This is a genomic window from Frankia sp. CcWB2 (assembly GCF_977927585.1).
On sequence record NZ_CDWRCM010000220.1, the window covers coordinates 3,317 to 7,420 of the forward strand.

Sequence of the window (4,104 nt, forward strand, 5' to 3'; positions counted from 1 at the left end):
AGCCCGTGCGGGACGCCGTCGGGCTCGCCGCGTTGCGGGCACTGGAGCCGGACGACGTTCCCTACGTGGCCGACGCGGTCCGGCTACTGCTGGCCGAGCTGGGTTCAACCCCGCTGATCGGGTTCGCCGGGGCGCCGTTTACCCTCGCGAGCTACCTCATCGAGGGCGGGCCGAGTCGCGACCACGCCCGCACCAAGGCGTTGATGTACAGCGAACCGAAGCTCTGGCACGACCTGCTGGCCCGGCTCGCCGACATTACCACCGCCTTCCTGCGGGTCCAGGTGGATGCCGGTGTCGACGCGCTGCAGCTGTTCGACTCCTGGGCCGGGGCGCTGGACGAGGCGGACTACCGTCGCTACGTCGCGCCGCACAGCGCTCGGGTGCTGGCCGCCTTCGCCGGTGAGGTGCCGCGCATCCACTTTGGTGTGAACACCGGTGAGCTGCTCGCCGCGATGGGCCAGGCGGGTGCGGACGTCGTCGGGGTCGACTGGCGGGTCCCTCTCGACGAGGCCGCCCGGCGGATCGGGCCCGGTCACGCCGTGCAGGGAAACCTCGACCCGACCGCGGTCTTCGCCCCCGAAGCGGTGCTCGCCGCCAAGGTGCGTGACGTCTGCGCCCGCGGGGCCGAGGCGGAGGGGCACGTGTTCAGCCTCGGCCACGGGGTGCTGCCGCAGACCGATCCGGGCGTGCTCGCACACGTCGTTGACCTCGTCCACGGCAGGTGATCCGCCCTCATCGGACCGGTTCACTGGAACCGGCTCGATGGTGAAAACTGGCGGGCGGCACCACTCAACGTGAAGGGCGGCAGGAACGTGCGGGTTGTGATCGTCGGTGGGGGTATCGCCGGGCTCTCGGCCGCCCGCGCCCTGGCCGGGCACGCCGAAGTGACCGTCCTCGATGCGGCGGACCGGGTCGGTGGCAAGCTGCATACCACCCCGATCGAGGGTCTGGACGTCGAAGAGGGCGCGGAGTCCTTCCTCGCCCGGGTTCCCGACGGACTCCGCCTGGCCCGGCAGATCGGGCTCGGGCACGACATCGTGCATCCGGCCACGACGTCGGCGTCACTGTGGATCCGCGGCCGGCTGCGTCCCATCCCCCCGAACACTCTGCTCGGAGTGCCGACCGACGTCCTCGGCCTGGTCCGCTCGCGGGTGCTGTCCCCGTGGGGGCTGGTGCGGGCCGCCGCCGACCTGGTGCTGCCGCGGACACGTTTCGCCGACGATCCGACCGTCGGCCGCTACGTCGGCACGCGGGTCGGGCGCGAAGTCGTCGACCTGCTGGTGGATCCGCTGCTCGGGGGGGTGTATGCGGGCCGGGCCGACGCGCTGTCGCTGCGGGCTACCGTGCCCCAGCTCGTCCCCATCTTCGCCGAGGACCGCTCGCTGCTCCTCGGCGCGCACCGGGTGCGGGCCCGTACCGGACCCGCGACGACGACCTCGACGGCACCGCTGTTCGCCACGCTTCGGGGGGGCCTGGGCTCCTTCGCGGCGCGGGTGGCGGCGCAGTCCGGCGCCACCGTGCACACCGGGGTGCTCGTCCGCTCGATCGCGAAGACCGCGGGCGGCTGGCAGGTCAACTGTGACCGGGTGGGCGGCGCGGACGCCCTCGGGCCGTTCCAGGCCGACGCCGTGATCCTCGCGGTGCCCGCCGGGGTGGCCCGCGCCCTGCTGGCGCCGCTGGCCCCGCATGCCTCCGCCCCGCTTGCCGGCGTGCCCTACGCCTCGGTTGGCCTGGTGACGCTGGTCTACCGGGATGCCGCGCCGCCACCCGGCAGCGGATTCCTCGTGCCCGCCCGGGCGGGCACCGCGGTGAAGGCGGCCACCTTCCTGTCCGCCAAGTGGCCGCACCTGGGCTCCGACCGGCTCACGGTGGTGCGGGCGAGCATCGGCCGCGCCGGTGCCGAACAGGACCTGCAGCGTGGGGACGTGGAGCTCGCCGGGGTGGCGGCGGCGGAGATCGCGCAGATCACCGGTCTGTCCGGTCGGCCGGTCGCGACCCGGGTGAGTCGCTGGGGCGGGGCACTCCCGCAGTACCTGCCGGGTCATCTCAACCGGATCGCCGCGGTGCGCCGGGGGCTTCCAGCGGGGATCGTCCTGGCCGGCGCGGGATACGACGGTGTAGGCATCCCGGCCTGTATCCGGTCGGGGGAGACCGCCGCGCACGCGGTGCTGAGGGCTACCCGGACGGCGCAAGGCAGTCCGGCCGATCCGGTGGGCCCGGGAATCTGATTACGTGCACCGGCCCGGACCGCGTCCGGCCGCCGGTGAAGGAGGATGGGAATGTCGGAGTCCACGAAATCGGCCCGCGAACTCAACGCGGAGCTGCTCTACACGGGATGGTCGGTCTTCGCGGCCGACCGTCCGCTGCCCGCCGAGCGGACCCCGCTGATCGACGAGGCGACCGCCTTGCTCGACGGGGCGCTGGCCAAGGACGTCTACACCCGCGGTGTCTACGAGATCTCGGGCTACCGGGCCGACGCGGACCTGATGGTCTGGTGGACGAGCCCGGACCCGGACCTGCTGCAGGAGACCTACCAGCGGTTCCGGCGGACGGCCCTGGGCGGGCACCTGCGTCCGGTGTGGTCGGCGGTCGGCCTGCACCGGCCGGCGGAGTTCAACCAGAACCACATCCCCGCCTTCGTCCGGCGGGAGGACCCCCGCGGTTATCTCTGCGTCTACCCGTTCAACCGCTCGCTGGAGTGGTACCTGCTGCCGGACTATGAACGGCGCGGGATGCTCGCCGAGCACGGGATCATGGGCCGGGAGTACGAGGACGTCCGGGCCAACACGGTGGCTTCGTTTGGACTGGGCGACTATGAGTGGCTGCTCGCCTTCGAAGCGGATGAGCTGCACCGGATCGTCGACTGCATCCGACACCTTCGGGCCAGCGCGGCGCGACGGCACACCAGGCTGGAGACGCCGTTCTACACCGGTGCCCGCAAGCCGCTGGCGGACGTCGTCACCGCCCTGCCCTGAGGCGGGTGGCTGCCGGGTAGACCGGCGGAGGACCGGTGCCGGCGGAGGACCGGGACGGCAGCCGGCGCCTGCCTGGGCGCCCCCACCCGTCCGGCAGGCGCCGACCGTCCCGTGACTGTGCTCACCGGCCTCACCCGGGCGGCATCACTCCAGGTGACATCAATCCCGACGTGACATCACCCCGGCGATGTCACCCCAGCGATATCACGTCGGCGACGTCGCACGGGGCGCGCAGGATCGCACAGCCCCACCCCTCCCGGCGCCCGCGGGGGCGGGCAGCCGACGGATCCCGAGCCGAGACCCGCGATCCATAACGCAGAGTAGCATTATCGCCGCTGTTTGTGTGCGCAGTGTAGGCGTCGGGCGTCCGTGGGTCGATGGTGCCTGTCATGCCCGCGCCGGCGGGCGGACTCGGAAGGTTCGTCGACTCGGAAGGTTCGTCATGGCGGTCGCTGGTCGACGACCGCATCTCTGTTACTGTGAGTTGCCATAAACGCACGGATCACGCCATCGCCACGGTCGGCGGTCGGGGCGTCACGCCGCCATCGCCGGGCCGGGCCGCTGGTAGATCATCTCGGCGTAGCCGGTAACGTTGCCCCCGTGACCACGGAGCGCCACCCGTGTCGGCGTCCGGTATTCCAGTTCGCTCCGGTGTGCCGACACACCCCAGTGGGACCTGGATGATGCGCGCGTTCGGCTCATCGTTCGGGGTGGCCCACAGTCAGTGGCGGGGGAAGATCGCTGGAGGTCCGGTCGATGCACCACCGAGGGTCGATGCACCACCGAGGGATGAATTCGTGGCTGTCTGAGCGAGGGGCGCCGCGGGCCGCCGAACGGGGAGGACGATGACACCTCCGGGCCCGTTCGGATCCTGGCTCCGGCTCGGGCTCGGGCTCGGGCACGTGCCGGCGCCACTGGGCCAGTCCGTTCGGCCGGGTCCGGTCGGTGTCGTTGACGCGCGCCGTCGCGGTGCTGGGGGGGACCACGAGTGACGGAGACGGTGCCCGGCGACACGCGCGCGACCGCTGGGTCGAACTTCGTTCCGCGCGCCCGCGGCGGGCAGGGGATGCCGTCCCCGCCGGGCGCGCCGGCGGGGACGGCCGGCCGGCCCGTCGGCGCACCGCCGAGC

Annotated in this window: 3 protein-coding genes; all 3 read left to right on the plus strand. The window is 72.6% G+C overall.

Annotated features, from left to right (window positions below):
* Window positions 1-725: uroporphyrinogen decarboxylase family protein (locus tag ACY45C_RS18680; protein WP_462188866.1), on the plus strand; the 725-nt coding region annotated here is incomplete at its 5' end.
* Between the two features lie 87 nt (window positions 726-812).
* Entirely contained in the window at window positions 813-2,228 is a 1,416-nt protein-coding gene (hemG, locus tag ACY45C_RS18685) for a protoporphyrinogen oxidase (protein WP_462188867.1), read from the plus strand.
* Window positions 2,229-2,279: 51 nt separating this feature from the next.
* Window positions 2,280-2,975 carry a hydrogen peroxide-dependent heme synthase gene (gene hemQ / locus ACY45C_RS18690; protein ID WP_011435779.1) on the plus strand — a complete coding sequence of 232 codons (696 nt, stop codon included), beginning with the start codon at window positions 2,280-2,282 and terminating at the stop codon, window positions 2,973-2,975.
* Window positions 2,976-4,104: the final 1,129 nt, after the last annotated feature.

Coding starts and splice junctions, on each gene's coding strand:
- hemQ (WP_011435779.1), top strand. CDS start 2,280: ATGTCGGAGTCCACGAAATCGGCCCGCGAACTCAACGCGGAGCTGCTC.